Below are 24,613 nucleotides of genomic sequence, written 5' to 3'. Positions count from 1 at the left end.
GAAGTATTGTTGCCAGCTTTGTACGATCTTATACACAAATCTAAGTCTCTATATATAAGATTTTCTGAGTGCCCCAGCAGCATCAAAACCACCACAAAGAGGACAGGCACCTTTGTGGTGGTTGCAGCCTCTATTTAATTGCCGAGCCCGTGCTTCCCGATTCGGCGTTCCAGGGCATCTCATCCTCGAACAGCCATGTACGGGCAGACCCACTATCGCGTGCAGTCTGCGGGTCGGGCAAGCAGGTCTGTTCATAGGCATCCTGAATGCACTGACCCATAAAATCGTTGAGCTCGGTCTGGTTGCCCTCCATGACATAGGCGACATCGCCGTCCAAGATGTAGATACCCGGCCCCTCATTGCCCTCGTAGCCCGGATCGTACGAAACATCACATAACTTGGCGCCATTCGCGGTGTCCAACTCGATGGATGAGTGGCATCCGCCAACCATGTCGTTCGCTTTTGCCCGATAGGACGCATATCCATACCAGCGCTTAAAGGTTTTGCCCCTGAGCAGCTCGGACGCCCTGTCGATCAGACTAGAATCCGTGGTATAGCGCATAGCCCCAAGCTGAATATGTGGATAATTACTAATGCCCAGCGCAGCCGGTTGCTCATCAAAATCAACGGTAATGGTCTCAGGCTTGTCGTCGCCGGTCAGAAGTTCGACAGATTGAGTCACAGGCTTGACCACCGGCTCCGTCACCGCAGCAGGTAGAAACGCCATGCCGACAGCGCCCATGCCAACCACAGTGATCGCAAGCGCCAAAACAATCAATCCAATACGGGCAGGACTTCTCACAGCAAAGCACCTCACAATGCAAGCCTTCGCCACCTGCACTAATGATATCGCAGCCAGCACTATTACCAAAAGGAGCCGCTCGTTCCCCACCACCACAAAGGCGCCTGTCCCCTTTGTGGTGGTGGGGCACGAGCTCGATATTGCCATGCTCGTTGAGCGACATTTCAATAAATGTCCCTACAGGATTTCATCCGGGCTGGCGGGCTTGGTTGTTTTGGGGATGCCAAGTTTGGATGACGCGAAATCATCAACATTGTCCTTGATCCCGTCTTTTGTATAGACGGTGACCATATAGGTGCTGTACCCAAATTCGCTCTTGTTGCATATCGCCCAGGCCTGCCAGTAGGCGGCCCTGCTCCGTCCTTTTATTATTCCGATGCGGCGGAGTTCTGTTCGCTTTAACTTTTGGTCGTTATCGATGGATCGGCCGGCCTCCTCGGTAAGCCCGCACCGTTCGATCAGCTTGTCGAGAACTTGGTTCATGTGACGCTCGTCGGTGTTTGGAGCATAGTCGTAGGCGAGGGCGATGGAGTCGAGGGGCTGGTCATCGATCAAATAATTCATCGCCTGAGGTTCAAGGCCGAAATGAGGAGACTGTCCGTCGACCTGATCGAGCAGCGGTAACTTTGACCGCCAACTTCCGGTGGGAATTGCATCTTCGTAAAACACGCCGCGGCAGATAAAGGAGAGCGAGGTGGCACGCGAGCCGGCGTCGACCATTCCGCATAAATCGAAGGGCGAGGCGATACCAAGGGAAAAGGGCGTGATGACGATAAGGAAGAACATCACGATGGGTACGGCGAGAATGGCGATGGCGTTACGGCAAGTGGAGCGAGACGGCTTCATATGTGCCCCCTAAGACAAATAGCAGGCAAGTTCCATAACAAATGAATAATCTCAGATAACAACTTATTCTAGCCCATAACAAGCAAGGACATCAGACATTGGGAACAGGCCTGTTTGCCCGGTCATTCATTTTTGTTCCCCACCACCACAAAGGCGCCTGTCCCCTTTGCGGTGGTTTTCAACAAAAAGAAGCCGCCCCGATAACAGGGACGGCATCAAGCAAGTCTATTTTTGGCGTCCCCCAAGACCCAACGAGAACGCAGAAATGTAGCCCGGGGCCACCCTTTGCCGAACGCGACCCTCGCGAAGCGCGTGAGCGGGCGGGAAAGGGTGGCCCCGGGCGGACAATGAAGTGCGTTACTCGGCAGCGGCCTTGAACTTGTTGTAGTTGATCAGACAGCCGGCCTTGACGATGGCACGTTCTTCGGCCGTCATATCGGCAATGTAGAGCACAATCTGCTCGACCGCACCATCGGCGCGCACCACGTAGGCGGCGATGTCCTTTAGGTCGCCATCGAGCGCGGCACGGATGCCCGGCACAAAGACGTAGTCGCCCACCTCAAAGCTGGGCTCGGCCTCCATCTGGAAGGGCACCATGCCCCAGTTCATCACGTTGGAGCGATAGCGCTTGGTGGCGTACTCGTGAACGATGTTGGCCAGGCCGCCGATCACGCGCTGGCAGCTCGCGGCCTGCTCGCGGGCAGAACCGTCGCCCGGCTTCTTGGCATAGAGCATGGAGCCGTACTCGGTCGCCTTGGCATCGGCCGCGACGCCCGCGCCGGCCAGAGCCTCAAACACGCCGGCAAGCTCGGCATCGAGCGCCGCTAGGTCGCCTGCGGCCTCGCCGGCCACGCGGCGCTTCTCCACGGCGTCGACCTCCTTGGAACGACCGACGTAGGCCGGATCGCGGCGGCTGAGCGTAAACTCGGCCAGGCCCAGCGGGTTGGAGCGGAAGGAGCTCGTCTCGCCCGAGGGAATGAGCTCGTCGGTCGTGGTAACCGGGTCCATGATCTTGGAGCACACCTTGAGCAGGATGTCGTCGCCGAGCGGCTCCATCGCGGGCCACGGCTTGATGTTGGGGCCTTCGACCAGCTCGTCGGCAGGCTCCGCCTTGCCAAAGCCCCAGTACACGCGCTTTTTGTACGGCGCGTCATCAAAGGTGTACTCGCAGGCCTCGTCCCAAGTCTCCTCGGGCAGGTCGGTCGCCGGCGTCAGGACGCCGCCGTTGGCAGCCGTCGCTGCAATGGAGCGAGCGTCCATCAGGGCCACGGCGCTCAGCTGGCCATTACCCGGCTTGGAACCCTCGCGGTTGGGGAAATTGCGCGTGGTGTGGCGGATCGAAAGGCCGTTGTTGGCGGGCGTGTCGCCGGCACCGAAGCACGGGCCACAGAACGCCGTGCGCACGATCGCGCCGGCCTCCATAAGGTCGTAGATGTAGCCGCGGCGTGTAAGCTCGAGCGCCACGGGTTGGCTCGTGGGATAGACCGACAGCGAGAACTCGCCGCAGCCGGTGTTGGCGCCCTTGAGCACGCGGGCAGCCTGCACCACGGAGTCGTAGTTGCCGCCCGAGCAGCCGGCGATAACGCCCTGCTGCACGTGCAGCTTGCCGTCGACGATCTTGTCGAGCAGGCTAAAGTGCGTCTTGCCCTCGCCGATCTTGGCGGCCTCGAGCTCCACCTCGTGCAGGATGTCCTCGAGGTTCTCGTTGAGCTCGTCGATCTCAAAGCCGTTGGAAGGATGGAACGGCAGGGCGATCATGGGCTTGATGCTCGACAGATCGACCTCGACGCAGCCGTCGTAGTAGGCGACATCGGCGGGTTTGAGCTCGCGGTAGTCGTCGCCGCGGCCGTGCATGGTCAAAAACGCGTGCGTGTCCTCGTCGGTGGCCCAGATGCTCGACAGGCAGGTGGTCTCGGTGGTCATGACGTCGACGCCGTTGCGGTAGTCGGTCGTCATGCTCGCGATACCGGGGCCCACAAACTCCATGACCTTGTTCTTGACGTAGCCCTTGGCAAAGACGGCGCGAATGATGGCGAGCGCCACGTCATGCGGGCCGACGCCGGGGCGCGGGGCGCCCGTGAGGTAGACGGCAACGACGCCGGGATAGGCGACGTCGTAGGTGTCGCGCAGCAGCTGCTTGGCCAGCTCGCCGCCGCCCTCGCCCACGGCCATGGTGCCCAGGGCGCCGTAGCGGGTGTGCGAGTCGGAACCCAGGATCATCTTGCCGCAACCGGCAAAGTTCTCGCGCATAAAGGAGTGGATGACGGCGATGTGCGGCGGGACGAAGATGCCGCCGTACTTCTTGGCCGCGGAAAGGCCAAAGACATGGTCGTCCTCGTTGATGGTGCCGCCCACGGCGCACAGCGAGTTGTGGCAGTTGGTGAGCACGTAGGGCAGCGGGAACTGCTCCATGCCCGAGGCGCGCGCCGTCTGGATGATGCCGACAAAGGTGATGTCGTGGCTCGCCATGGCATCGAAGCGAATCTTGAGCGCCTCGGGGTCGCCGGACGTATTGTGTGCCTGGAGGATCGAATACGCGATGGTGCCGCGCTTGGCATCCTCGGGCGTCTGCGTAATACCGCGCTCGGCAGCCTCGGCCGCAGGCACAACCTCGCTGCCACCGCGCAGGTAGATGCCGTCCTCGTACAGCTTGACCATACTGTCTCCCACTCTGCCCGAAAAGCTCGAGCGCATAGCATACATTCGTTCAATATCGTGCCATAGAACGGTTGCGAGTGGGTTACGAATCTGCACGTTCACTTTATCTCAGTAAAGCATAGGACGAGCCCGGTATAGGCCGGCAGATTTGGTGCAAGAGTGTCCCTTGCGACTAGTCATTTAAGAACGTCCCCAATGACTACCCTACCGCATCCGGAGCAAGGCAGCGCCGCAGGTAGAGGACGGACAGCGAGCGACGTCCAGAGCGAACAAGTTGGCATGAAAAGGGCAAGGCATAGACCTTCTGGTCATGCCTTGCCCTTTGAATGACAAATTGTCGCTCTGGGCGGCGCGCAGCGTCAACTGGTCCGCCGTTCGGTAGAACGGCGGAACTACTACTCATTTAAGTCTGTCCCCAATGAGTGCCTACAGGTCTCCTCCGGTGCCTAGCAGTTTGCGCATGACTTGCTCGGGGTTGACTGAGCCGTCGCGCGGGGCCAGGGCGGTGATCTTCTTCTGCATCTTGTACTCGTGCAGCTCGTCCTCGAGCTGGCGCACGCGAGCGCGGAGCTTCTCATTCTCGCGCTCGCGCTCCTCAGCACGCTCTTTCATATCGAGAATGCGCACCACGCCGGCAAGGTTGATACCCTCGTCAGTCAGCTGGTTGATGAGCTCCAGGCGCTCGATATCGGCACGCGAATACAGGCGCGTGTTACCGCCCGAGCGCTGGGGGTTCACCAGGCCCTTGGACTCGTAGACGCGCAGAGTCTGCGGATGCATACCAGTCAGCTCGGCCGCCACGCTGATCATGTACAGCGGTTTGTTCCTATTGTCCTCGGCCATGCTACCTGACCCCTTTCCGTCTCGTTTCGTCCATCATAAGCCCGCGGGCGCGGGCGTGCGCCACGACCGCCCTAGTACGTCGCCTTGTAACGGTTGACCTTCTCGCGATAATCGCGCGTGTCGGCCTCGCGCAGCTTGGTCATGGCATCGCGCTCGTCATCGGATAGGCTCGTAGGGACCTGCACCTTGATCTCGACGAGCAGCGCACCCGTGCGACCGCGATGCTTAACGTCGGGTGCACCCATCTCCTTAAAGCGGAACTTCTTGCCCGTCTGGGTACCCGCGGGCACCTTCAGACGAACCGTCGCGCCGCCTGGCGTGGGCACGTCTACCGTGCAGCCGAGTGCCGCCTCGTAGACCGAGACCGGCACCTCCATGGTCACGTCGGCACCTTTGCGCTTAAACAGCGGATGCTCCTCCACGTGCGTGGTCACGACCAGGTCGCCGCGCTCGCCGCCGGCAACGCCATACTCGCCGCGACGCTTGTAGCGCAGTTTGCCGCCGTCGACCGCGCCCGCGGGCACCGAGACCGTAATGGTCTGCTGTTCGCCCGTCGAGGGAATGCGATAGGTGACCTTGTGCGTCACGCCGCGGAATGCGTCCTCGGCCGAAACATCGACGGTCAGCGACAGATCGCCGCCCTTGCGAGCGCGGCTGCGACCCGCGCCGGCACCGGCAGCGCCCGCAGCCCCGGCAAAGCCCGAGCCCCAATCGCTGCCCCAGGCGCCGTTGCCGCTAAAGATGCTGTCGAAGATATCGCCCCAGCCGCTGGCGCCCGCGCCGGCGCCGTAGCCGCCGCCATACGCGCCGCCCGCGCCCGGCATGCCGCCAAACATGAGCATCTGGTCGTACTCTTTGCGCTTCTTCTCGTCCGAAAGCGTCTCGTAGGCCTCGCTAATCTCCTTAAACTTGGCCTCGTCGCCGCCGGCATCGGGGTGATATTTTTGCGCGAGCTTGCGAAACGCGCTCTTGATCTCTTTGTCGGAGGCGCTCTTGGATACGCCCAGGATGTCATAGAAGGTTTTGCCTGCAGCCATCGTAGCTCCTCTCCTGTTTCATCCGCCGCCCAGCAGACGACGGCTCATGCTTTCATATGGCACTAGGCCAGAAAGGGCCCCGGGTGTTGCCCCGGGGCCCTTCTCAATTACTCCTCGGTGCTCTCGGCCGTATCGGCCGCAGCATCCTCGGGCGCCGCTTCGGGCTCCGGTGCGGGGCGCTTCTCGCCACCGTAGGTCACCGTCACCATCGCGGAGCGCAGGATGCGATCCGCCATGCGGTAGCCCTTCTGATACACGTCGTTGACGGTCTCGTCGTACTGCGATGCGTCCTCGACGCGGCCCACAGCCTGGTGCTCGAGCGGATCGAACGCCTCGCCCTTGGGGTCGATGGGCTCAACGCCCTCGTGCGCGAACACGTCGAGCAGCTTGGCATGCACCGCATCGACGCCGTCGACGAACTGCTTAAAGTCCTCGGAAAGCTCCTGGCTACGGGCATGGTCGATTGCACGCTCGATATCGTCAACCACCGGCAACAGCGCGGTGACGAGCTTCTCGGTCGCGCGCTCGCGCTCGGCGATACGCTCGCTAGCGGTGCGGCGACGGAAGTTCTCCCAGTCGGCCTGCAGACGGGCGGTACGCTCGGTGGCGTCCTTTGCCTTGTCCTCGGCGGCCTTCTGGGCCTCTGCCGCAGCATCGAGCTCGCTGCGCACGTCGGCAAGCTCCTTTTGGGCCTGCTCGAACTTGAGCTTAAAGTCGTTGTCGGCGGCTTCCTCACCGGCGCGGATAGCGGCTTCCACCATCTCGTCCTCGGTCATCGTCGCCTCCTTGTTGGAATCCTCTACCTGGTTCTCGGCAGCCTCGGCGGCCTCGGCCTCGTTGGCCTCGGCAACGCCTGCGGCCTCTACGGGAATCTTCACGTCCTTCTCCTCAGAGTCAACGGGGGCGGCGCCAGCGGCGGCCGCCTCCGTGCGAGCTTTACGGGCGGACATGATTACTTGTCCTCGTCGTCCACAACCTCGTAGTCGGCGTCGACAACGTCATCGTCGGCAGGCTGGGCACCGGCGGCACCGTCGGTCTGCTGCTGAGCGTCGGCGTAGACAACCTGAGCCAGCTCGTAGGCCACGGACTGCAGGGACTCGCCAGCGGCCTTGATGGCCTCGACGTCAGAGCCCTCGAGCGCCTTCTTGGCGTCGGCGATAGCGGCCTCGGCCTTGGACTTCACGTCGGCGGAAACCTTGTCGCCCAGCTCGTTGAGGGTCTGCTCGGTGGAGTAGCACAGGCTGTCGGTCTGGTTGCGGACCTCGACCTCTTCCTTCTGCTTCTTGTCCTCCTCGGCATGAGCCTCGGCGTCCTTGACCATACGATCGACTTCGTCGTCGGACAGAGCGGTGGAGCCAGAAATGGTGATCTGCTGCTCCTTGCCGGTGCCCTTGTCCTTAGCGGAGACCTTGACGATGCCGTTGGCGTCGATGTCGAAGGTGACCTCGATCTGCGGCACGCCGCGGCGGGCAGCCGGGATGCCGGTCAGCTGGAACTTACCGAGCGACTTGTTGTCGCGGGCAAGCTCGCGCTCTCCCTGGAGCACGTTGATCTCGACGCTGGTCTGGTTGTCGGCAGCGGTGGAGTAAACCTCGGTCTTGGAGGTCGGGATCGTGGTGTTGCGGTCGATCATCTTGGTCATGATGCCGCCCATGGTCTCGACGCCCAGCGACAGCGGGGTAACGTCGAGCAGCAGGATGCCCTCGACGTCGCCGGTGAGCACGCCGCCCTGGACGGCAGCGCCGTCGGCAACGACCTCGTCGGGGTTCACGGACATGTTGGGCTGCTTGCCGGTCATGGTCTTGACCAGATCCTGGACGGCGGGCATACGGGTGGAGCCGCCGACGAGGATGACCTCGGTCAGATCGGAGAGCTTGAGCTTAGCGTCGCGCAGGGCGTTGGTGACAGGCTGCTTGCAGCGCTCGAGCAGGTCGCGGGTGATCTTCTCGAACTCGGCGCGGGTCAGCGTGTAGTTGAGGTGCAGCGGGCCAGACTGGTTCATGGTGATGAACGGCAGGTTGATGGTGGACTGCTGGGCGGCGGAGAGCTCCTTCTTGGCGTTCTCGGCGGCCTCCTTCAGACGCTGCAGGGCCATGGGGTCCTGACGCAGGTCGACACCGTTCTCCTGCTGGAACTTATCGGCCATCCAGTCGATGACGCGCTGATCCCAGTCGTCGCCGCCCAGGTGGTTGTCGCCCGAGGTGGACAGAACCTCAAACACGCCGTCAGCGAGGTCAAGGATGGAGACGTCGAAGGTGCCGCCGCCCAGGTCGAAGACCAGGATGCGCTGGTCGGTACCCTGCTTGTCCAGGCCATAGGCAAGAGCAGCAGCGGTCGGCTCGTTGACGATACGCTTGACGTTGAGGCCGGCGATCTTACCGGCGTCCTTGGTGGCCTGACGCTGGGCGTCGTTGAAGTAGGCCGGGACGGTGATGACGGCGTCGGTGACGGTCTCGCCCAGATACTTCTCGGCGTCGGCCTTCATCTTTGCGAGCGTCATGGCGCTCACCTGCTCGGCGGTGTAATCCTTGCCCTCGATATCGACGACGGCACGGCCACCCTGGCCCTCCTTGACCTCATACGGCACGGTCTTGATCTCGGAGGTGCACTCGGAGTACTTGCGGCCCATGAAGCGCTTGATGGAGAACACGGTGTTCTTGGGGTTGGTGACAGCCTGGTTCTTAGCGGCCTTACCCACGACACGGTCGCCGTCGGCACGGAAGCCCACGACGGACGGGGTGGTGCGGTCGCCCTCGGCGTTCACGATAATGGTCGGAGAACCGCCCTCGAGAACGGCCATTGCGGAGTTAGTAGTACCAAGGTCGATACCAAGAATCTTACTCATTAGAAATTCCCTCTCTCTTTTGCGTTCGCGCCGCCTCGACGGTCTGTCGCGCGGCGCTTCGGCTTGTCTTTCAGGATGTAGTGTATCCCCTTATGGGCCGGAATATACAAAATCTAAGTCAATTCATATAAGATTTCTTATTGCCGAGAGTTTAGGTTCTTAAATGCGCAGGTAGATGCACTGTTTGAGTTCTGGGCAGATCTATTGAGATCTATGTAGAGTTGACTGAGGTGTGAGCCTGAAGCCGTACAGGGGGCCTTGGAGCGACCCCGGGGGAAGCGCGACCCAGTCTGAGCGTAAATTCCGGGACGCAGTTTCCGCCGGGCGGTCCAACCGGAAACCGTGTCCCGTTTTGGACGTGGATTACGGGATGCGGTTTCCGCAAACACGCTCAATCGCCCTATATTTCAAGTCACCTGTAGCTAACATTTGCGCAGCTCAACGGCCTCACCTGCATGTTTTTTAGTAAGCCGTGGCATACTCGGCGAACGGTATGAAGATGCCGGTCAGAGGGTATTGCAAACGGTCGCTCCCGTGGTATGTTTTTGCCCGAATCAAACCGACGCGCATCGCCTGTAGCGTCGGTCAACAGAGAGGAAACTACCATGGCTCATCCCGTAATTGATGCCGACGAGTGCATCGCTTGTGGCGTTTGCGTCGACTCCTGCCCCGCTGGCGTTCTGGAGCTCCAGGACGTCGCCACCGTCGCTGACGAGGACTCCTGCGTCGCCTGTGGCGCTTGCCAGGACGCTTGCCCCGCTGGCGCGATCACCGAGATCGTCGAGGAGTAACAACTCCCGCACTTGCACACTCAAAAGTACACCGTGCACAAAAAAGGAGGCCTCCGCATCGCCGCGGAGGCCTCCTTTTTTGTGCGGATAACCAATTAGGCACCATCGCAGGTTGAGCTCACGTCAGCGAAAACGTCCCTAAGCGAGCAAGGTGACGTGAAAGAGGAGGGAAGCGTACTTTGGTACGCGACCGACGATTGAACGTCAGATTGCCGCTTAGGGACGTTTGCAGCATCGGCTACGACAGATCGTCCTCGTAGGGCATCAGGTCTGCCAAATAGCCCTTCTCCCTGAGCATGGCCTCGATCTCGTCGAGGGTTTGCTCATCCTCTGCCGCAATGCGATGGAAGTGATAGCCGCTCGTCACCGTTAATAGGGGAAAGCTCTTGCCGCTCTCGATATCGTGTAGGTAGCGCTCGACATCGCGACGATTGCGAATGTCCAGGTCGGCCGTGATTTTGCCGTACACGCGGTGGTTGACGATCACGTTGAGCACGGCGCCGCCCGCGTCGACGATGCTCGTGAGCTCATCGCCTGCCTGCTCCACGCTGTGGCGAACCTTGACCAAGCGCGTGGGCACGGCGGGGCTGCTGGGGGCCTCCTGTAGTACATAGCCGCGATTGGTGGCGACGATATCGTGCCCATCGGCACGCAGCAGGGCAATATCCTGAACCACGACCTGACGGCTCACTCCCACCTCGCGGGCAAGTGCACTGCCCGAGACAGGTTCTTTGGCCCCCTCGAGCACGGCCATGATGGCACGGCGACGCTCGCGAGCGTCCATTATTTACCGTCCAGCAGACGCAGGTGCTTAAGCGAAAGGTCGAGGATCGGCGCAGAGTGCGTCAGAGCGCCCGAACTAATATAGTCAACACCCAGGTCGGCCAGGGCGCGAATGTTGTCGGCGTCTACGTTGCCCGAGCACTCAGTCTTGGCACGACCGGCGATAAGCTCAATCGCGGCAGTCATGTCATCGTGGGTCATGTTGTCGAACATGATGATGTCGGCACCGGCCTCCACGGCCTCGCGTACCATGTCCAGGTTCTCGCACTCAATCTCGACCGTCGTGGTAAACGACGCATGGGCGCGCGCCATCTCAATCGCGCGTGCCACGCCACCGGCGGCGTCGATGTGGTTGTCCTTGAGCATGACGGCCGTCGACAGGTTATAGCGGTGGTTGCTGCCACCGCCGATCTCGACTGCGGCCTTCTCGAAGACACGCATGCACGGCGTGGTCTTGCGCGTGTCGACAAGCACGGTCTTGGTGCCCACGAGCGCAGCCGCCATCCGATGCGTGTAAGTAGCGATGCCGCTCATGCGCTGCAGGTAGTTGAGCGCCACGCGCTCGCCCGAAAGCAGCACGCGCGCGTCGCCGCGCACCTGGCCCACGTGATCGCCAGCATGCACCTCGTCGCCATCCGAGGCATCGAACAACACGGAGCTCTGCGGATCCAGCAGCTCAAAGGTGCGGGCGAATACATCCAAGCCCGCGATGATGCCATCGGCCTTGGCGATAAGCTCCACCGTAGCGGGACGCGCCGTGGGACACACGCTCGCCGTGCTCACGTCCTCAAAGGTAATGTCCTCGCGCAGAGCCTGCAGAATCAGATCATCGACGACGAGCTTCATGGTAATGGGATTCATGGTCTATTCCTCCACGGCCTGCGTGCCGGCGGCACGGGCCAAATCATCGATTGCAAGGGTATCGGCACTCAGGGCGCGGTGACGCCCGTCAAGCGCGGGCTCACCGGCCTGCTCCACGGCCAGTGACTCGCCGGTACGCATGTACCACGCGGCGCGACGACCCCAGACCAGCGCCTCGAGCAGGCTGTTCGATGCAAGGCGGTTCTTGCCGTGCACGCCATTGCAAGCCGTCTCGCCGGCGGCGTAGAGCTCGGGCATCGAGGTGCGGCCGTCCTTGTCGACCCACACGCCGCCCATAAAGTAGTGCTGCGTGGGTGTGACGGGAATGGGCTCGTCCAAGATGTCGCGGCCGTCTTCCAGACAGCGCGCACGAATATTGGCAAAGTGCCCGGTCACCACGTCGCGCTCGACGGGGGCAAAGCTCAGCCACTCGTGCTCGACGCCGTCCCGCTTCATCTGCTCGCGGATGGCGGCAGCGACCACATCGCGCGGCTGGAGCTCATCGGTAAAGCGCTCGCCGGCGGCGTTGAGCAAAATCGCGCCCTCGCCGCGGCAGCTCTCGCTGATCAGGAAGGTGCGGCCCGGCTGCGGCGAGAACAGTCCCGTGGGATGAATCTGCACGTAGTCCAGGTGCTCCATCGTGATGCCGTGCTCCTGCGCGATGTAGCAGGCGTCACCGGTGAGCTGCGGGTAGTTGGTCGAATGGTCGTACACGCCACCGATACCACCCGTTGCCCACAGCGTATGGCGGGCATGGATCTTAAACGGCTTGCCGGCATGTACGCCCTCAGCGGCATTTGCCAGCTCGTCGGCGGGACGAACCGAGTTATCCTCGTCCACGGGAACGGCGACGACGCCGGCGCACACCGTAGCGCCATCGCGCTCGGCGGTCAGGATGTCGGTCATGGCAACGTGTTCGAGAATCTGCACGTTGTCCAGCTTGCGGACAGCCTGGAGCAGCTTGGTCGTAATCTCCTTGCCCGTAATATCGGCATGGAAGGCGATGCGCGGGCGGCTGTGTGCGCCCTCGCGGGTAAAGTCGAGGCTGCCGTCGGCCTTGCGCTCAAAGTCCACGCCCATGGCCAGCAGGTCGTTGATGACCGAACGGCTCGAGCGAATCATGATGTCAACACTCTCGCGGCGGTTCTCGTAATGACCGGCGTGCATGGTGTCCTCAAAGAAGGCATCGTAGTCAGAACCCTCGGGCAGTACGCAGATGCCGCCCTGCGCGAGCATCGAGTCGCACTCGTCGACAGCGCCCTTGGAGAGCATGATCACGCGCGTGCTCGTCGGCAGATTGAGAGCCGCATACAGGCCTGCCACGCCGCAACCGGCAATGACAACGTCACACTCCATATCGGGGTATTGTTTGGTTTCCACAGGAATCCTCTCCCTTGTAATGTGGCATAAGGGATGGTCCCTCATGTCACATTGGCTTAGCGCGCCGCGTACTCGAGCATGCGGTCGAGCGTGAGCTTGGCCTGATCGGCGGCCTCGTCCGACACGCCAATCTGCACCTCGCCCTCGCCCGTCTCCAGGCAGCGCACGAGCTTTTCGAGCGTGATGAGATCCATGTTGACACAGGTGGGCTGCACCGCAGGGAAGTAGAACTTCTTGCCGGTGCCCTGGCAGCGGCGCTCAAGTTCGTAGAGCACGCCGCGGACCGTCACGATGATGAACTCGCTCGCGTCCGACTCCTCGGCATATTTGATGATGCCGGCAGTAGAGCCGATGTAGTCGGCCTCGGCCAGGACGTCGGCCTTGCACTCGGGGTGCGCCAGCACGAGCGCGTCGGGGTGGGCCTCCTGCGCGTCGACGATCTGCTCGACGGTAATGATGTGATGACGCGGGCAGTAGCCGTTGTTGAGGATGACGTGCTTTTGGGGCACCTGCTCGGCCACAAAGCGGCCCAGGTTCTGGTCGGGAATGAACAAGATGTGCTGCTGTGGCAGCTCGGAGACGATCTTGACGGCGTTAGAGCTGGTAACGCACACGTCACTCCAGCTCTTGATTTCGACCGTCGAGTTGACGTAGCAGACGACAGCTAGGTCGTCGCCGTACTCGGCGCGCGCCGCATCGACCGTCTCGCGCTTGACCATGTGCGCCATGGGACAGTCCGCGCCCGGCTCGGGCAACAGCACCGTCTTGGTGGGATTGAGCAGCTTGGCGCTCTCGCCCATAAACTCCACGCCGCACAGCACGATGGTCTGCTGCGGTAGGCTTTTGGCGAGCTTTGCCAGATAGAAGCTGTCGCCGACGTAATCGGCAACGGCTTGGACCTCGGGCGCCACATAGTAGTGCGCCAGGATCACCGCGTCACGTTGGGTTTTTAGTTGCTGAATGGCCTCGACAAGCTCTGCGGGCACCAGTGCCGCGCGCTCCGTTGCCGTCGTTGCCGATGCTAGGCCGGCCGCGATATCGCGTGCAAGCTCCGACGCATCCATGTTCGCGCTCTGCGCCATCAAGGCCCCTCTCTTTTGGCGAATCTTGGGGCTTTAGTATGACACCTAGGTTTACAGCTGACAAGACAGCTGTAAACCTAGGTGTAAAGTTGAAATAAAGATTCGACCATGCGGCAAGTCCATATTCGAACTGGCAAGCTGAGGATAGCCGAGCTCTCGATAGCGCAGGAGGCATCTTTCGCCACCGCAATACCGCTCGGCGCGAGTTGCGCACCGTGAGGCACGAACGGGCGCTCCCCCGCGAGTGGTCCGCGCCCAATGTGGCAAAATCGAATTACTAAGGGGGCCGAATGCTCAAGATTATTGCCTGCGACGATGACGTCGCTTTTCTAGATAGACTGCACCGAATGATCGACCGTTGGTCGACCGAGACGGGCACGGCGGTCGATGTTGCGCTCGTTACGCGCGGCGAGGACCTGCTGGCCCGCCATGCCGCATCGCGCGCCGACATCATCCTGCTCGACATGATCATGCCGCTCGTCAACGGCATGGACACCGCGCGCGAATTGCGCCAGACCGATACCGCCGTGCGCCTGGTGTTTCTCACCTCATCGCCCGAGTTTGCACTGGAGTCCTACGAGGTCCGCGCCTTCGACTATCTGCTCAAGCCCGTGACTTACGAACGCCTGGCGCAGTTACTCGACGAGCTTTTGAGCATGCGCCCGGCGGCAACCGACGAGCTCGTGATCAAAACGTCCTTTGGCTACCACGCCCTGCGCCTGTCCGACATCGAATATGCCGAGGCGCGCAACAAGCACGTGGTCTTCCATCTGCGCGACGGGCGCGATATCGAGGCACTCGAGTCGTTCCGCAGCGTCGAGGACCGTTTGGCGCAAAATACCACCTTCTTTAAATGCCACCGTAGCTACCAGGTCAACTTGCGCAACATCGACCACTTCGATCGCACGGACATCGTCATGCGCTCCGGCGCGTGCATTCCGCTGTCGCGCAGCAGCAAGCAGGGGTTCCAAGACGCCTACTTTGCGGTGCGCTTCGAAGGCAGGAGGAGCTGATGATCTCCTCGGTCGAAATAATCCTTTGGGCAATCCACCACGCCACAACGCTACTCTTTGGCGTCTTTGCCTCGGCGGCGCTGTGCGGTATCGAAATTAATCGACGCCATGCACTCGAGTTGGTGGGGGTCGGAGCCGCAACCGGCGCTGCCTTCTCGATCGCCAATGTCGTAGGCGGAGAGCTTTTTGCCCGTCAGGCTTATCCGCTTGTCGTGCACCTGCCGCTTATCGTCTACCTGTGTGCGCGCTATCGTCTGAGCCCGCTGCTCGTTATGTTGGGAGTCACCAGTGCCTACCTGAGCTGCCAATTCAGCAACTGGATGGGCATCGCCGCGCTCGCCGCCACTGACTCGCAAATCGCGTACTACGTGGCGCGCATTATCACCACGGTCGCCGTCTTTGCGATCCTGCTGCATTGGGCCCGTGACATTGGACCCCGTCTGGCGGTCAAAAGCCCTACCGAGCTCGAGATTCTGCTCATCCTGCCGCTCGTCTATTACGTCTTTGACTATGCCACCAACGTCTACACCACGCTGTTCCACTCGGGCTCGGTGGTAACGGTTGAGTTTTTGGCCTTTGCGCTCTGCGCGTTCTACCTTATGTTCCTCGCCGTCTACCTGCGTGAATACGAAGAAAAAGAGGCTGCCGAGCGTGAACGCTGGATGCTCGAGACACGCGATAGCTCGGCCATGAAGGAACTCGATGCATGGCGCCAGTCCGGACGCGAGCTGTCGATTCTGCGCCACGACATGCGGCACTTCTTGCGCGGTCTGGCCGTCTTGATCGAAGAAGGCCGCACCGACGAGGCACTCGATCGCATCGATACGCTATGCGAGGCCAACGACCGCACCGCCGTGCGCCGCTACAGCGCCAACGAGACCGTCAACATCGCGCTTTCGTCGTTTGGCTCGGACATCAGCAAGCGCGGCATTTCCGCCGACTTGCGCGCCGCCGTGCCCCAGAGCGTGCATGTGGCCGATGTCGACCTGTTCAGCGTGCTTTCGAATGCCCTGGAAAACGCCATTGCCGCGGCGAGCACCGCCCCCGAGGGCAAGCGCTTTGTCGATCTTGATCTGCGGTTTGAGGACGGGCAGCTGCTGCTTTCGGTTTCCAACACATTTGGACGGGCGCCGCACATGGTCGACGGCATGCCCGTGGCTCAGCACGCCGGTCACGGCTTTGGCACCAAGAGCATTAAGCTCGCCGTGGAGCGCATGAACGGCAACTGCCAGTTCCGCATTAACGGCGATCGGTTTGAGCTGCGCGCCGTGATGTAAGGGCGCGGGCGCGACGGATTTGCGTTTCGCGGGTACGGCTCGCCCGCTCGGGGTCGTTTGTCGACGCGGGCTCGCTACAGCGGCGCGGCCGCCGGAGTCAGCTGCTTGATGTAGGCCCACATGCGCTGCTTGGCGGCTTTGTCAGTGAGCGCCGCCTCAAAGCCGTCGAGCGCGAGCACGCGGCGGCCCTGCACATGAGCGACCAGGCCGGGCTTGAGCATGGCGGTGTCGAAGTCATCGATCGCCACGAGCATGTCGGCGTAGGTCTCGCGCATGGCGTCAGCCGCGTTGTTGTCGAGCAGTAGCACCGCCTCGGGATCCAAGGCCTCAAGCGCCTCGCGGAACAGCTCGCACGGCAGAGTCTCGCCCACCGCGACCGCTCCGTCGCCTGCGCCGGCGACGCTTGCCAGCACGCAAAAATCCTCGGGCGCGTAGCCGATGGCCCCAAGCGCCTTGCGCAACGCCGCGCCATCCGGGCCGGCGGCAAGCTCGCCACCCGAACGCTCGGCCTCGTCCAAATCGCCTTTGACCAGCACGATCGGCGAGCACGCGTTGCCCACGATGCGCACGCCACGGACCGCAAGCGATGTGAGTTCCTGCTCGGCCGCCTGGGCGATGGCTTCTTTTTTCTGGCTTTGTGACGTGGACATGCGCTCTCCAATCGTTTGCGTGCCAACCATTATATAAAAGAGCTGCCCGCGAGTGGTTGCTTTGCGGGCGGCTGGGTATAAGCACGGTCGTACTGAGTTTTACGCGGCCAAGCCGCGTCGCATTTTGGAGGTCACCATGGCTGACATTAAGCAGATTACCCCCGAGAACTTCGATTCCGTCGTTAACGACAGCCTTCCCGTGCTGGTTGATTTTTGGGCGCCCTGGTGCGGGCCCTGCCGATCGCTCTCGCCCATCGTTGACGAAGTGGCCAACGAGCTGGCGGGCAAGCTTGCCGTCGCCAAATGCAACGTCGACGACAACCAGGACCTGGCCATGAAGTATGGCGTCATGAGCATCCCCACGCTGATTGTCTTTAAGAACGGCGAGGAAATTGACCGCTCCGTTGGCGCTCTGCCCAAGGCAAGGCTGCAGGCATTGCTGGAGAAGCACCTGTAATACACTTGTTACATGTTGCCGTCTGCCTGCCGTCCATGAGCGCTTTTACACCGCTCGCCGGACTTTTGGGTGCACCGCGTGCGACCACGGATAGTATGGTAGTCACAAACAGCCCCCAGTGAACGGGTGCGGGTCGCACAGACTCGTACCCGTTTTCTTATGCAGCTGCGCGCAAAGCGAGCGTAGTAAAATCTGAACCACTGAACTGCCCCATACAAAAGGAGATTTCCCATGCATGATGTTGGAATGAACATGAGCCAGCTTGCCATGAGCGTCAAGCAGGTCGACGACACCATCGAGCTCGCTCACGAGTGGAGCCATCAGCTGCTGCATGCGACCGAGAATTTTGACATGGAGCGCATCGGCGCCAAGCTCGAGGCAGCCATGGCCGCGCTGCACGAGGCCCACGACGCACTCGAGGGCTACGAAGAGGCCATCGAGGCCGACCACAACTCCGTCGGCTCCGTGAAGCTGGTGTAAGGTGGCCGAACACGAGCACGGCTGCGGGTACGAGCACGAGCATCCGCACGGGGCGGACGGTGACGCGGGCTGCCACTGTAGTGGCTCCGGCTCCGAGCTGGTCCGTTTTTCGGTTACCGCACCCGACGACCTGCTGCGCCGTTTTGACGAGCAAATCGCACGCCGCGGCGACGTGGCCAACCGCTCCGAGGCGGTGCGCGACCTGATTCGTGCATCGATCGCCAAGGAGCAGATGCGCACGCCCGATGAGCATGTTATCGGGTCGCTCACCATGATCTACGACCACCATACCGGCGATCTGACGCGCCGCCTTGACGAGGTGCAGCACGACTACACCGACGAGATCGTATCGACCATGCACGTGCATCTGGATCACCACAACTGCTTGGAGATTCTGGCGCTTAAGGGTCGCGGCGAGCGCGTCTACGAACTAGCCGACCGTCTGCTGGGCCTGCGCGGCGTCAAGCACGGCGAGCTCACGTGTGCCGCCACCAGGCAGAGCCTGGGGCTGTAGCGGAACTTACCGCGGCGCACCTGCCAAAAAGGGACAGGTTTGTTTTGGCAGGTAACAACTGGGGCGTTGCGTTTTCCCAGATAAAACCTGCCAAAATAAACCTGTCCCTTTTTGGCAGGTTTTACTGAAGGAGGGTCGCATGCGGCATGTGCATATCCATGTAACGGGCATTGTGCAGGGCGTTGGCATGCGACCGTTTGTGTATCGCGAGGCTATGGCGCATGGCATTTGCGGATGGGTGCTCAATGCGGGCGACGGCGTGCATATCGAGGCGCATGCTTCGGTCGAGGCACTCGACGAATTTGTCACCGCGCTGTCGGAGCACGCGCCGACAGCGGCCCGCGTTGAGCATGTCGCTGTCGCAGACCTGGAGCCCGACGCTTGGGATGCCGACGATGAGCGGGCCTTTCGTATCGTAGCGTCGCAGGATCAGACCGTGCACACGACGCTCATCTCTCCCGATATCGCCACCTGTGACGATTGCCTGCGTGAGCTGTTCGACCCCGCCGATCGGCGCTATCACTACCCCTTTATCAACTGCACCAACTGCGGGCCGCGCTTTACCATCATCCGATCGCTGCCTTATGACCGAGCGGCCACGTCGATGGATTGTTTTCCCATGTGCCCCGAGTGCGCCGCAGAGTATGGCGACCCGCTTGACCGGCGCTTTCATGCGCAGCCCGATGCCTGCTTTGACTGCGGGCCACATATTACCTGGCGCGAGGCGGGCGTGGGCAATGAGCCGAGCGAAGACGCCGCGTCGCCGGCCGTCGGCACCACGCGCGAGACCAGTGACGCCATTATCGACCGCTGTGTTGAGCTGCTGGCCTGTGGCAGTATCGTCGCTATCAAGGGTCTGGGCGGATTTCACTTGGCATGCGACGCCTCCAACGAGCAGGCGGTGGCCGAGCTGCGCCGTCGCAAGCGCCGCAGCAACAAGCCGCTTGCCGTCATGGTGCGCGACCTTGCCGACGTTGAACGCCTGTGCCATGTCAACGACATTGAGCGCGGCTTGCTGGCCGGCAGCATCCGCCCCATTGTGCTGCTGCGCCAACGGGCTATTTGCAAGAGCGACGGCTCCCCCGACGCCTTCGCGCTCGCGCCGTCCGTCGCGCACGACCTTCCCGAGCTCGGTGTCATGCTCCCCTACACCCCGCTTCAGCATCTGTTGCTTGCCGCGGCAGAAGCCCGCGGTATGCACGCGCTCGTCATGACCAGCGGAAACCTGAGCGAAGAGCCCATCGAGACCGACGACGATCTTGCCTGGGAACACCTCGTTGCCGCCGGCATCGCCGACGCGTTGCTCGGCAACGACCGCGCGATCCTCTCGCGCTACGACGACTCCGTGGTGCGCGTGGTCAACGGCGCCATTATGCCCGTGCGCCGTGCCCGCGGATACGCTCCGCAGCCGTTACCGCTGCCGGCACTCGACGGCGCTCCGTCCTGCGTGCTCGCCTGCGGGCCACAACAAAAGGCTACGATTGCGCTTACACGTGAAGGGACGAACGGCGAGGCTACCTGTTTTGTATCGCAGCATATCGGCGATGTCGAAAACGGCGCGACCTTCGACGCTTGGAACGCCGCGCGCACGCGTCTGGAACATCTCTTTGACCTGACGCCTGCCGCCCTGGCATGCGATTTACACCCCAGCTATCTATCGAGCCAGTGGGCGCGCGAGCAGGCACGGGAGCACAATCTGCCGCTTATCGAAGTCCAGCACCATCATGCGCACATCGCGAGCGTGATGGCAGAAGCGATTGTTGCAGGCCAGCTTGCGCCCGAGGCGCGCGTCCTTGGCATCGCCTTCGATGGCACGGGAGCCGGCACCGACGGCACCATATGGGGCGGCGAGTTCCTTATCTCCCGTCTCGCCGATTTTGAGCGCGTCGCGCATCTGCGCACCTGGGCACTTCCCGGTGGCGCCGCATCCGTACACGATGCCCGCCGCAACGCCTTTGCCCTGCTCAGTGAGCTCGGCCAGCTCGAGCACCCAAGCGCCGCTCGGCTTTTGGACAGCCTTGACGAGCAAACGCGCCGCGTGACAGCCACCATGATCGAGCGCGGCATCAACAGCCCGCGTACCAGCAGCATGGGGCGTCTCTTTGATGCCGCGGCAGCGATTCTGGGCATCTGCGACAAGGCAACCTACGAGGGCGAACCCGCCATAGAACTCGAAGCCGCCGCCTGGCGCGCGCTCAGCAGTGAAAGTGCCTGCCTCACCGGCAATATAGCCGGCTTTTCCGTAACCGAATCATCCCGTCCGGACGCCTGCCATGTTCTAAACTCCAGATCGCTTATTGAGGCGCTTTTGGAGGGAATCAGGGCCGGCGTGCCCGCCGGCAAGCTCGCGCTCGACTTCCATATCGCCATCGCGCGCTCTTCGGCACGAATCGCACGCGAAATCTGCGCGCGCGAAAGCATCGATACCGTCGCGCTCTCGGGCGGCGTGTTCATGAACCGACTCTTGCTTCAGCTCCTTACCCACGAACTCAAAGACGCCGGTCTTGCCGTCTTGGTCCCCCACTCCGTGCCCGTCAACGACGGCTGCATCGCCTACGGTCAGGCGGCGATCTCGCGCGCTCGCCTCGCGCAGACAGCATCGCGATAGGCTGTTTTGCCAGTCTGCGCGCCGCCGTCTCACAGGTGTAACGCGTTTGCTCGTGACTCCCGCGAGCGCTACCATCAACTGATGGGTAATTAGGCGCCTATCCAGCGCAAAACGTATAAAAGGGGAACATTATGTGCCTTGCCGTTCCCGGTAAAGTGGTCAAACGCGACGACGACCTTAAGGCGACCGTCGACATGATGGGCATCGAGCGCCCCGTTTCGCTGCGCCTCGTGCCGACGGCACAGGTAGGCGACTATATTCTCGTGCACGCCGGCTTTGGCATTCAGATTGTCGACGAGCAGGAAGCCCAAGAGACACTCGAGCTCGTCAATACCATGACCGAGCTGGCCGAAGAGGACCAGCTCGCCACCAACCCGGCCGAGGCATACTAGTGGCGCCCGAGCAGCCGGCTCGCTCCGGTATCGACTTCTCGGCATTTCGCGATCCCAAGCTGGCTCGCGAGCTCATCGAGCGCATTCATGAGCTTGTCGGCGACCGCACCATCAACCTTATGGAAGTCTGCGGCACGCATACCGTGAGCATCGGGCGCTATGGTTTTCGCTCCATTATGCCTGCCGGGCTCAAACTGCTGAGCGGTCCGGGTTGCCCCGTCTGCGTTACCGCCAACCGCGATATCGACCATGCAATCGCGCTCGCCAAGATGGACGGCGCCATCATCACCACCTTTGGCGACATGATGCGCGTGCCCGGATCGTCCACCTCGCTTGCCGCGCAAAAGGCCGCGGGGCGCGACATTCGCATTGTGTACTCCCCGCTCGATGCACTCGACATTGCCGAGCAAAACCCCGATCGTCCGGTCATTTTTATGGGCGTGGGCTTTGAGACCACGACGCCCACCATCGCCGCCGCCATTTTGGAGGCCGATGCACGCGGACTCCAGAACTTTTCGGTCTATTGCGCTCACAAGACCACGCCGCCGGCGTTGCGCGCCATCGCCAACGATCCCGAGACCGCCATCGACGGCTTCATCCTGCCGGGCCACGTCGCCACCATCACGGGCTTGGCCCCCTTTGGCTTTTTGGTCGACGAGTTTAAGACTCCAGGCGTGGTAACGGGATTTGAGCCGGTCGACATCTTGCAGGGCATCTGCATGCTGGTCCAGATGATTGTCGAGCACAGGCCCGCAATCGACAACGCCTACCGCCGTGGCGTCAATGCAGACGGCAATCCCGTAGCGCGCCAGCTGGTCGAGCAGGTGTTTGAGCCATGCGACACCACGTGGCGCGGGCTGGGGCCGATTGCGGCTTCGGGTCTTTCCATCCGACCCGAATTCGCGCGCTTTGATGCCGGCGCCCGCTTTGACGTGCCCGTTGAGGCGACGGTCGAGCCGCGTGGGTGCCGCTGCGGCGACGTGCTGCGCGGGGCCATTACGCCGAGCGACTGCCCTCTGTTCGGCCGCGCTTGTACACCCGAGCATCCCATCGGCCCCTGCATGGTGAGTTCCGAGGGCAGCTGTGCAGCATATTTCCGCTACCGAGGCTAATGGGTTCCGCCGCTCTAACGAACGGCGAGCCGGTCGACGCTGCACCTCACCCATATAATTCCGTCCTCGATTGGAGTTTTCGATATGTCCCGTACTGCCACCGATAGCACTGTCCTGTTGGGCCACGGCTCTGGCGGTCAGATGATGAAACGCATCATCGATGAGGTCTTTTTGGATGCCTTTGGGTCGCCCGAGCTGCTCGAGGGCAACGATGCCGGCGTCGCCGCGCTGCCCACGAGCGGGCGCATCGCCATGTCGACCGACAGCTTTGTAGTCTCGCCGCAGTTCTTCCCCGGGGGCAACATCGGCCGCCTCGCTGTATGCGGAACCGTCAACGACGTCGCGACCTCGGGCGCCAACGTACGCTACCTATCGTGCGGCTTTATCCTCGAAGAGGGCTATCCCATGGATAAGCTCCGCCAGATTGTGCAAACGATGGCCGAGACGGCGCACGAGGCGGGCGTGGCGATCATCACCGGCGACACCAAAGTGGTCGAGCGCGGCGGGGCCGACGGCGTCTACATCAATACCGCCGGCGTGGGCGAAGTGCCCGTGGGCGTAGCGCTCAGCGGCGCCAACTGCCAGCCCGGCGATGTCATTCTGGTATCGGGTACGCTGGGCGACCACGGTATCGCCATCATGAGCCAACGCGAGGGCTTGGCGTTTTCGAGCACCATCGAAAGCGATGCCGCGCCGCTCAACCACCTGATTGCCGATGTGCTTGCCGCAGCACCCGAAACACGCTGCTTCCGCGACCCCACGCGCGGCGGCCTGGCGTCCACGCTCAATGAGTTTGCCCAGGCCAGCGGCGTTGCCATGGAGGTCGACGAGGATGCCGTGCCTGTGCGCCCCGACGTGCAGGCAGCCTGCGAGATGCTCGGCTATGACGTGCTGCAGGTAGCAAACGAGGGCAAGATGGTTGCCGTGGTGCCGGCCGAGCAGGCCGATGCCGCGCTGGCAGCCATGCGCGCCGCGCGCTACGGCGAGAATGCCGCTATTATCGGTCGCGTGCTGCCGCTTGCCGAGGACGCCCGCCCCGCCGTGCGCGTGCGCACCGGCTGGGGCTCGACCCGCATCCTCGACATGCTCGTAGGAGAGCAGCTGCCGAGGATTTGCTAACGACAAAGGCTCAGGGCTATTAAAGATATTCAGATTCCAAACATGCCCGGCACGCATGCCAAGTATCATGGGGTGCGTTTTACAACTCAAGCGGCAGGAGCACCCATGGCAGCAGCTTTTTCCCATGTGATCTTTGATCTGGATGGCACCATCCTCAACACGCTCGAGGACCTGGCGGCCGCCGGCAACCATACCTGCGAGACGCACGGCTGGCCCACGTTTGCCGTAGACGAGTACCGCTACAAGGTGGGAAACGGCATGCTCAAGCTGGTCGAGCGCTTTATGCCTGCCGAGTATGCGGGCGATGGTCGCATGTTTGAGCAGACGCTTGCCGAGTTTAGGGCCTATTACGGCGAGCACAAGGAGGACCACACCGCACCGTACGCCGGCACGATCGAGATGCTCGACCGCCTGCGCACCGCGGGCGTGCAGCTTGCCGTGCTCACCAACAAGGACCATGTTTCGGCCGCTCCGCTTATCGAAAAATACTTTGGTTCCGAGCGCTTTGCGCTGGTGCAGGGCCGCGTCGATGCGTTTCCTCCCAAGCCCGAGGCGCCTGTTACGCTGCATGTGATGGAAGAGCTAGGCGCCGACCCGGCAACCACGCTCTATGTGGGCGATTCCAATGTCGATGTTCTGACCGGTCACAACGCCGGCCTCAAGAGCGCCGGTGTCACCTGGGGCTTCCGTGGCCGCGCAGAGTTGGAAGCCACCGGCGCCGACTACGTGGTGGACACACAGGAAGAGCTCGTGGCGCTGGTGCTTGGCGAGTAGCAGGGCTGTTGCTCAACGCGGCTGTAGCGATTCTGCCGCGCGGAAAGTGCATCCCGTTTCAGAGCAATATTCCGGGTCGCGCTTTCCGCAACCCACCCCATCCGGAAACCGCGACCCACTATTCGGCCAAAAACCGGGTCGCATTTTCCCGACCGCTCGATGCAACGCCAATACACCAACCACACCCAAAGAGTGTCCCCAACTGCCGGCAGAGACGATATGAGCAGGACATAAAACATTGGGAGCCCCCGGCATGAAAGTCCGCGGATTAGGCCGACAATGGTGAGTG

Annotated in this window: 23 protein-coding genes; 11 read left to right on the top strand and 12 right to left on the bottom strand. The window is 61.9% G+C overall.

The genetic code is table 11. The annotated features are described in order from the left end of the window. Positions 1 to 130: 130 nt before the first annotated feature. The 7 genes from ACESSC_RS07690 to dnaK all read right to left on the bottom strand — a co-directional run bounded on the left by ACESSC_RS07690 (position 131) and on the right by dnaK (position 9,031). Complete coding sequence (locus tag ACESSC_RS07690) at positions 131 to 802, bottom strand: hypothetical protein (RefSeq protein WP_373162304.1); 672 nt, start codon at positions 800 to 802, stop codon at positions 131 to 133. Positions 803 to 979: 177 nt separating this feature from the next. Further along, positions 980 to 1,648 carry a hypothetical protein gene (locus ACESSC_RS07685; RefSeq protein WP_373162303.1) on the bottom strand — a complete coding sequence of 223 codons (669 nt, stop codon included), beginning with the start codon at positions 1,646 to 1,648 and terminating at the stop codon, positions 980 to 982. A 357-nt stretch (positions 1,649 to 2,005) separates the two neighbouring features. Beyond that, complete coding sequence (locus ACESSC_RS07680; protein WP_373162301.1) at positions 2,006 to 4,306, bottom strand: hydratase; 2,301 nt, start codon at positions 4,304 to 4,306, stop codon at positions 2,006 to 2,008. A 426-nt stretch (positions 4,307 to 4,732) separates the two neighbouring features. Beyond that, positions 4,733 to 5,149, bottom strand: coding sequence for a heat shock protein transcriptional repressor HspR (locus tag ACESSC_RS07675; RefSeq protein ID WP_055250809.1), 417 nt, complete (start codon positions 5,147 to 5,149; stop codon positions 4,733 to 4,735). A 71-nt stretch (positions 5,150 to 5,220) separates the two neighbouring features. Continuing rightward, the gene (locus ACESSC_RS07670; RefSeq protein WP_373162299.1) at positions 5,221 to 6,186 is read right to left on the bottom strand and encodes a DnaJ C-terminal domain-containing protein; all 966 of its coding nucleotides are present in this window, start codon (positions 6,184 to 6,186) and stop codon (positions 5,221 to 5,223) included. A 107-nt stretch (positions 6,187 to 6,293) separates the two neighbouring features. Next, positions 6,294 to 7,136 carry a nucleotide exchange factor GrpE gene (locus ACESSC_RS07665; protein WP_373162297.1) on the bottom strand — a complete coding sequence of 281 codons (843 nt, stop codon included), beginning with the start codon at positions 7,134 to 7,136 and terminating at the stop codon, positions 6,294 to 6,296. Between the two features lie 2 nt (positions 7,137 to 7,138). After that, positions 7,139 to 9,031: a molecular chaperone DnaK gene (gene dnaK, locus ACESSC_RS07660; RefSeq protein ID WP_117564548.1), complete on the bottom strand. Its 1,893-nt coding sequence runs from the start codon at positions 9,029 to 9,031 to the stop codon at positions 7,139 to 7,141. Between the two features lie 539 nt (positions 9,032 to 9,570). On the opposite strand from dnaK, the gene ACESSC_RS07655 reads away from it, so the two are divergent. Beyond that, positions 9,571 to 9,822: a ferredoxin family protein gene (locus ACESSC_RS07655; RefSeq protein ID WP_158564522.1), complete on the top strand. Its 252-nt coding sequence runs from the start codon at positions 9,571 to 9,573 to the stop codon at positions 9,820 to 9,822. A gap of 238 nt (positions 9,823 to 10,060) precedes the next feature. Here ACESSC_RS07655 and ACESSC_RS07650 read toward each other — a convergent pair whose 3' ends face one another. Genes ACESSC_RS07650 through nadA form a run of 4 tightly spaced genes read right to left on the bottom strand, consistent with a single transcriptional unit; the run spans position 10,061 to position 13,928 of the window. Then, the gene (locus tag ACESSC_RS07650; protein WP_373162295.1) at positions 10,061 to 10,606 is read right to left on the bottom strand and encodes a transcription repressor NadR; all 546 of its coding nucleotides are present in this window, start codon (positions 10,604 to 10,606) and stop codon (positions 10,061 to 10,063) included. Then, positions 10,606 to 11,466: a carboxylating nicotinate-nucleotide diphosphorylase gene (nadC, locus tag ACESSC_RS07645; RefSeq protein ID WP_373162293.1), complete on the bottom strand. Its 861-nt coding sequence runs from the start codon at positions 11,464 to 11,466 to the stop codon at positions 10,606 to 10,608. Before nadC ends, ACESSC_RS07650 begins: the two co-directional genes overlap by 1 nt. Positions 11,467 to 11,469: 3 nt before the next feature. Beyond that, positions 11,470 to 12,846 (bottom strand): L-aspartate oxidase, encoded by a 1,377-nt coding sequence (locus ACESSC_RS07640; RefSeq protein WP_233509104.1) that lies wholly within the window; start codon positions 12,844 to 12,846, stop codon positions 11,470 to 11,472. Positions 12,847 to 12,902: 56 nt separating this feature from the next. Beyond that, the gene (nadA, locus tag ACESSC_RS07635; RefSeq protein WP_117876932.1) at positions 12,903 to 13,928 is read right to left on the bottom strand and encodes a quinolinate synthase NadA; all 1,026 of its coding nucleotides are present in this window, start codon (positions 13,926 to 13,928) and stop codon (positions 12,903 to 12,905) included. A 290-nt stretch (positions 13,929 to 14,218) separates the two neighbouring features. Here nadA and ACESSC_RS07630 point away from each other — a divergent pair, with 290 nt between their 5' ends. Both ACESSC_RS07630 and ACESSC_RS07625 read left to right on the top strand, forming a co-directional pair. After that, complete coding sequence (locus tag ACESSC_RS07630; protein WP_373162290.1) at positions 14,219 to 14,941, top strand: LytR/AlgR family response regulator transcription factor; 723 nt, start codon at positions 14,219 to 14,221, stop codon at positions 14,939 to 14,941. Beyond that, positions 14,941 to 16,218, top strand: a complete 1,278-nt coding sequence (locus tag ACESSC_RS07625) for a GHKL domain-containing protein (RefSeq protein ID WP_373162288.1) — start codon at positions 14,941 to 14,943, stop codon at positions 16,216 to 16,218. The genes ACESSC_RS07630 and ACESSC_RS07625 overlap by 1 nt, the downstream gene beginning before the upstream one ends. Positions 16,219 to 16,292: 74 nt before the next feature. On the opposite strand, the gene ACESSC_RS07620 is transcribed toward ACESSC_RS07625, so the two are convergent. Further along, positions 16,293 to 16,868, bottom strand: coding sequence for a hypothetical protein (locus ACESSC_RS07620; RefSeq protein WP_118377079.1), 576 nt, complete (start codon positions 16,866 to 16,868; stop codon positions 16,293 to 16,295). 136 nt (positions 16,869 to 17,004) lie between these two features. Between ACESSC_RS07620 and trxA the strand changes: the two genes are divergently transcribed. The 8 genes from trxA to ACESSC_RS07580 all read left to right on the top strand — a co-directional run bounded on the left by trxA (position 17,005) and on the right by ACESSC_RS07580 (position 24,324). Further along, a complete protein-coding gene (gene trxA / locus ACESSC_RS07615; protein ID WP_373162286.1) occupies positions 17,005 to 17,325 on the top strand; it encodes a thioredoxin in 321 nt (106 codons plus the stop codon). Between the two features lie 231 nt (positions 17,326 to 17,556). Next, positions 17,557 to 17,805 (top strand): hypothetical protein, encoded by a 249-nt coding sequence (locus tag ACESSC_RS07610; protein WP_006235225.1) that lies wholly within the window; start codon positions 17,557 to 17,559, stop codon positions 17,803 to 17,805. 1 nt (position 17,806) lies between these two features. Beyond that, positions 17,807 to 18,319 (top strand): nickel-responsive transcriptional regulator NikR, encoded by a 513-nt coding sequence (gene nikR / locus ACESSC_RS07605; protein ID WP_199574629.1) that lies wholly within the window; start codon positions 17,807 to 17,809, stop codon positions 18,317 to 18,319. Between the two features lie 139 nt (positions 18,320 to 18,458). Next, positions 18,459 to 20,927 (top strand): carbamoyltransferase HypF, encoded by a 2,469-nt coding sequence (hypF, locus tag ACESSC_RS07600; RefSeq protein WP_373162284.1) that lies wholly within the window; start codon positions 18,459 to 18,461, stop codon positions 20,925 to 20,927. 131 nt (positions 20,928 to 21,058) lie between these two features. Next, the gene (locus tag ACESSC_RS07595) at positions 21,059 to 21,319 is read left to right on the top strand and encodes a HypC/HybG/HupF family hydrogenase formation chaperone (RefSeq protein ID WP_055250830.1); all 261 of its coding nucleotides are present in this window, start codon (positions 21,059 to 21,061) and stop codon (positions 21,317 to 21,319) included. After that, a complete protein-coding gene (gene hypD / locus ACESSC_RS07590; protein WP_373162282.1) occupies positions 21,319 to 22,431 on the top strand; it encodes a hydrogenase formation protein HypD in 1,113 nt (370 codons plus the stop codon). Before ACESSC_RS07595 ends, hypD begins: the two co-directional genes overlap by 1 nt. A gap of 84 nt (positions 22,432 to 22,515) precedes the next feature. Then, positions 22,516 to 23,550 carry a hydrogenase expression/formation protein HypE gene (gene hypE, locus ACESSC_RS07585; RefSeq protein WP_118093985.1) on the top strand — a complete coding sequence of 345 codons (1,035 nt, stop codon included), beginning with the start codon at positions 22,516 to 22,518 and terminating at the stop codon, positions 23,548 to 23,550. A 105-nt stretch (positions 23,551 to 23,655) separates the two neighbouring features. Next, on the top strand, positions 23,656 to 24,324 hold the full coding sequence (locus ACESSC_RS07580; protein WP_373162279.1) for an HAD family hydrolase: 669 nt from the start codon (positions 23,656 to 23,658) through the stop codon (positions 24,322 to 24,324). Positions 24,325 to 24,613 lie beyond the last annotated feature (289 nt).

Origin of the sequence: Collinsella aerofaciens (assembly GCF_964243765.1) — a bacterium.
In the GTDB taxonomy this organism is placed as follows: domain Bacteria; phylum Actinomycetota; class Coriobacteriia; order Coriobacteriales; family Coriobacteriaceae; genus Collinsella; species Collinsella aerofaciens_BU.
This window is presented reverse-complemented; position numbering and strand designations above follow the sequence as displayed.